5 protein-coding genes are annotated in these 4,368 nt (G+C 64.1%); 3 read left to right on the plus strand and 2 right to left on the minus strand.

Going from position 1 to position 4,368, the window contains the following annotated elements; genetic code table 11:
- A partial coding sequence (locus Q7T84_RS12615) for a DMT family transporter (RefSeq protein WP_304809393.1) occupies positions 1–422 on the plus strand: 422 nt, incomplete at its 5' end.
- 61 nt (positions 423–483) lie between these two features.
- On the opposite strand, the gene metG is transcribed toward Q7T84_RS12615, so the two are convergent.
- Both metG and Q7T84_RS12625 read right to left on the minus strand, forming a co-directional pair.
- Entirely contained in the window at positions 484–2,295 is a 1,812-nt protein-coding gene (metG, locus tag Q7T84_RS12620; RefSeq protein WP_304809395.1) for a methionine--tRNA ligase, read from the minus strand.
- A 93-nt stretch (positions 2,296–2,388) separates the two neighbouring features.
- Positions 2,389–2,742, minus strand: coding sequence for a DMT family protein (locus Q7T84_RS12625; protein WP_304809397.1), 354 nt, complete (start codon positions 2,740–2,742; stop codon positions 2,389–2,391).
- Between the two features lie 81 nt (positions 2,743–2,823).
- Here Q7T84_RS12625 and Q7T84_RS12630 point away from each other — a divergent pair, with 81 nt between their 5' ends.
- Complete coding sequence (locus Q7T84_RS12630) at positions 2,824–3,933, plus strand: polyamine ABC transporter substrate-binding protein (RefSeq protein WP_304809399.1); 1,110 nt, start codon at positions 2,824–2,826, stop codon at positions 3,931–3,933.
- Positions 3,930–4,368: ABC transporter ATP-binding protein (locus Q7T84_RS12635; RefSeq protein WP_304809402.1), on the plus strand; the 439-nt coding region annotated here is incomplete at its 3' end. The genes Q7T84_RS12630 and Q7T84_RS12635, both read left to right, overlap by 4 nt.

Genomic DNA, 4,368 nt, shown 5'->3' on the forward strand with positions numbered 1-4,368 from the left:
TGGCCTGGGGCCTGACCACCGTCGTGATCCGCGTCTCGAAGCTCTCCGAAGCGCTCGCCGTGAAAACGCTCTTCTATCAGGTGGCGTTCGCTGGCGTGACCCTGCTCGGCCTCGCCGCCCTGGTCGGCCAAACCGGCATGAACCTGACGCCCAAGGTGCTGCTGCATCTGGGCTATCAGACGGTGGTCATCACCCTGATCAGCTACGTCGTGTGGTTCTGGCTGCTACGCCACTACCTGGCCTCCCGGCTCTCGATCCTGTCGTTCCTGACGCCGCTGTTCGGCGTGGTGTTCGGCGTCATGATCTTGAACGAACCCTTGGAGCCACCCTTCGTGATGGGCGCGATCCTGGTGCTGGTTGGCGTCTCGCTGGTCAGCGGCGCGGAGTTCCTGCACGAGAAGCTCACGCGGCGAACGGCCTAGCCAAACTCGTCATCCTCCGAACAGCCGCACGCTGATCGGAGGATGATGAAACGAACGGGCCTTACGCCGCTTCGGTGCCGCCGAAGCGCGCCACCCACTCGACGACCTGTTCGTTCTCGACTTTCTTGAACAGCACTTCCGGCGCCTCGACCTTGCGGCCGGCAGGCAGGATGTCGAGAATCGCGGCGCCCTGCCCGGTCGGCCAGACGCCGGGGAATTCCTCGCCCACGCCCATGGCGATCTTCTCGGCGGCGAACGGGATGAATGGCTCCGACACCTTGGCGAATAGAGCGACGAGGTTCAGGCCGGTGCGGACCACGATGGCGGCGCGGGCCGGATCGGTCTTGATCGCCGTCCAGGGCGCGGCCTCGGTCAGGTACTGGTTCCCCAGCACCCAGAGTTGACGCAGCGCCGTGGTCGATTTGCGGAACTCGCGGCTCTCCAGGTGTTCGGCCAGCTCGGCGAGCTTGGCGTCCACGTCGGCATACAGCTTGGTCTCAAGCTCGGCCGGTTCGCCGCCGGCCGGGACCAGGCCCTCAAACCGGGTCTCGGTGAACTTCAGGATCCGGTTGACGAAGTTGCCCAGCACATCGGCCAGGTCCGCGTTCACCTGCGCCTGGAACTGCTCCCAGGTGAAGGTGGCGTCGGAGGTCTCCGGCGCATTTGCGGTCACCCACCAGCGCCAGTAATCCGGGGGCAGCAATTCCAGCGCCTGGTCCATGAACACGCCACGCTGTTGCGAGGTCGAGAACTTGCCGCCGTAATAGTCGAGCCAGTTGAAGCCCTTGAGCTCGTCCACCAGCTTCCAAGGCGCATTGCTCGCGGGCTGCCAGGACCCATCGTCGTTCTGGCGCTCATTCACGCCGATCAGGGTGCAGGGGAAGCCCACGGTGTGGAAGGGCACGTTGTCCTTGCCCATGAACTGCACATAGTTGACGTCGCTCGCCGCCGGCTGGCGCCACCAACGCTCCCACTCCGCATCCTCGGCGGGACCGCGGCCGGCCTCCAGGGCCTTGGCGTCCGCCCACTCCCAGGTCGCGGCGATGTATTCGATCGGGGCGTCGAACCAGACGTAGAACACCTTGCCGGCCAGGCCTTCGATATCCGGCGTCTCGCCCTTCGGGTTCGGCCCCCACTCCCAGGCGTTGACCGGCACGCCCCATTCCAGGTCACGCGTGATGCCGCGGTCCTGCAATCCCTCGTCCAGCCACTTCAGGGCGATGGAGGTGACCAGCAACGGCCATTCGCCCTTCTTGGAGTCGATCCAGCCGCGCAGCTTGTCGGAGAAGACGCTCTGGCGAAGGAACAGGTGCTTGGAGTCGCGGATCTCGATGTCGTCCGACCCAGAGACCGCCGAGCGCGGCGAGATCAGGTCGGCGGGGTCGAGAACTCGGGTGCAGTTCTCGCATTGGTCGCCGCGCGCGGCGGTGTAGCCGCAGTGCGGGCAGGTGCCGATGACATAGCGGTCGGGCAGGAAGCGCTTGTCGGCGTTGGAATAGACCTGCTGGGTGATCCGCTCCTCGATGAAGCCGGCCTCCCACAGCTCGCGTGCGAAGCGCTGGGTCAGCTTGTGGTTCTGCGGCGAGGACGAGCGGCCGAAGTGATCCCACGACAGGCCGAACTTGCGGCCCAGGTCGTACTGCACGTCGTGCTGAAGCTGGCAGAAGGTCGATGGGTCCTGGCCCGCCGCGGCGGCGGCCAGTTCGGTCGGCGTGCCATGCTCGTCAGTGGCGCAGATATAGAGCGTCTCGCGACCGCGCGAGCGCTGGAAACGCGCATAGACGTCGGCCGGCAGCATCGAGCCCGCGAGCGTCCCCAGGTGCTTGATCCCATTGATGTAGGGCAAGGCGGACGTGATGAGGATGCGGGACATGATGTCTCTCGAAATGGGGAGGAGCGGCGGCTTATAGGGCGCCCCATCTGGTTCGCCAAAGCCGCAAGCGCAAGGCCGGTTTCTTTCGCCCCCTCAGAACGGCCCCTTGAAGATGAACAAGGCGCCGGCCGCGATCAGGGCGAAACCGATCATGTGGTTCACGGTGAAGCGCTCGCCCAAGAAGGTCACCGAGAACACCGCGAAGACCACCAACGTGATCACCTCCTGCATGGTCTTGAGCTCGGCGGGCGAATAGACGGCCCGTCCGATGCGGTTGGCCGGCACCGCCAGGCAGTACTCGAAGAAGGCGATCCCCCAGCTCACCAGCACCAGCAGCCACAGCGGCCGGTGCTCGACCTTCAAATGCCCGTACCAGGCGAAGGTCATGAAGATGTTGGAGGCGACCAGCATGAAGATTGGCGCGATCATCGCCATAGTGAGTGGCATTGGGGGGTCTCCGCGCATTTGCGCTTAAAATCTGCAAGCCTCGCCCTATAACCTGTTGATCTTGCGGCTGGGAGAGTGGGCATGACGGGTTGGACAAAGGCGCTTGGCGTAGCGGCGGCCCTGGCCTTGAGCGCCAGCCTGACGGCATGCGGCCAAGGCGGTGAAAAAGCCGAAACGCTGAAAATCTACAACTGGTCGGACTATATCGATCCGTTGATCCTGCGCGACTTCACCGAGGAAACTGGGATCAAGATCCAGTACGATACCTTTGATTCCAATGAGATTCTTGAAACCAAGGTGCTGCAGGGCGACACCGGCTATGACATCGTCTCGCCGTCGAACCACAACATCCCACGCTATGTGACGGCCGGCGCCCTCACGGCTCTGGACAAGTCCCAGCTACCCAATGAGAAAAACCTGTGGCCGGAGATCATGGCCCACATGCAGCCCTTCGATCCGGGCTCGAAGTACACCGTGCCCTACATGTGGGGCACCATCGGCATCGGCTACAACGTCAAGGAAGTGGCCAAGCGCCTGCCGGGCGTGAACATCGATAGTTGGGCGGTGGTGTTCGATCCGGTCAACCTGGCCAAGCTCAAGGACTGCGGCGTCTACTACCTCGACGCTTCCGAGGACATGTACGCGGTCGCCCTCAACTATCTGGGCAAGGACCCGAATTCCAAGAACCTGGCCGACTATCAGGCCGCGACCGACATGATGGTCAAGGCTCGCCCCTTCATCCGCAAGTTCCACTCCTCGGAGTATGTCGAGGCCCTGGCCAATGGCGACATCTGCCTGGCGATCGGCTACTCCGGCGACATCCTCCAGGCCAAGACCCGTGCTGAGGAGGCCAAGAACGGCGTCGAGATCAACTATGTGATCCCGAAGGAAGGCAGCCAGGTCTGGTTCGACGTCTTCGCCATTCCGGCCGACGCCCCGAACAAGGCCGCCGCCTACAAGTTCCTCGACTACATGCTGCGGCCCGACGTGATCGCCAAGGCCTCGAACTTCACCCAGTACGCCAACGCCAACTCGGCGGCGACGCCGCTGGTGGATGCGTCCATCCGGGACAACCCCAACGTCTATCCGACCCCGGAAGTCTCCAAGCGACTGTTCGTCACCACCGCCAAGGATCAGACCCTGCTGCGTGACGTGACGCGCATGTGGACCAAGGTGCAGACAGGCCAATGACGGAGCGCTCCCGCCCGCGCCTGAACATCGGCGCGGTTCGCTCCACCTTCGCGCCCTGGGCGGATCCCGCGGCCAAGCCGCTGGTTCGGTTCGAGAATGTCGTGAAGCGGTTCGACGGCGAGACCGCCGTCAACGGCGTGTCGCTGGACATCTATCCGGGCGAGTTCTTCGCCCTGCTCGGCCCTTCCGGCTGCGGGAAGACGACCCTCATGCGGCTGCTGGCCGGGTTCGAAACCCCCGACTCCGGCCGCATCACCCTCGCCGGGGAAGATCTGGCGGGAAAGCCGCCGCACCAGCGGCCGGTCAATATGATGTTCCAGTCCTTCGCCCTGTTCCCGCACCTGAGCGTCGAACGGAACATCGCCTTCGGCCTGAAACAGCAGGGCATGCCCAAGGATCAGATCGCCGATCGGGTGACCGAGATGCTGGCCCTGG

It is taken from the genome of Phenylobacterium sp., assembly GCF_030654915.1.
Classification (GTDB): Bacteria; Pseudomonadota; Alphaproteobacteria; order Caulobacterales; family Caulobacteraceae; genus Phenylobacterium.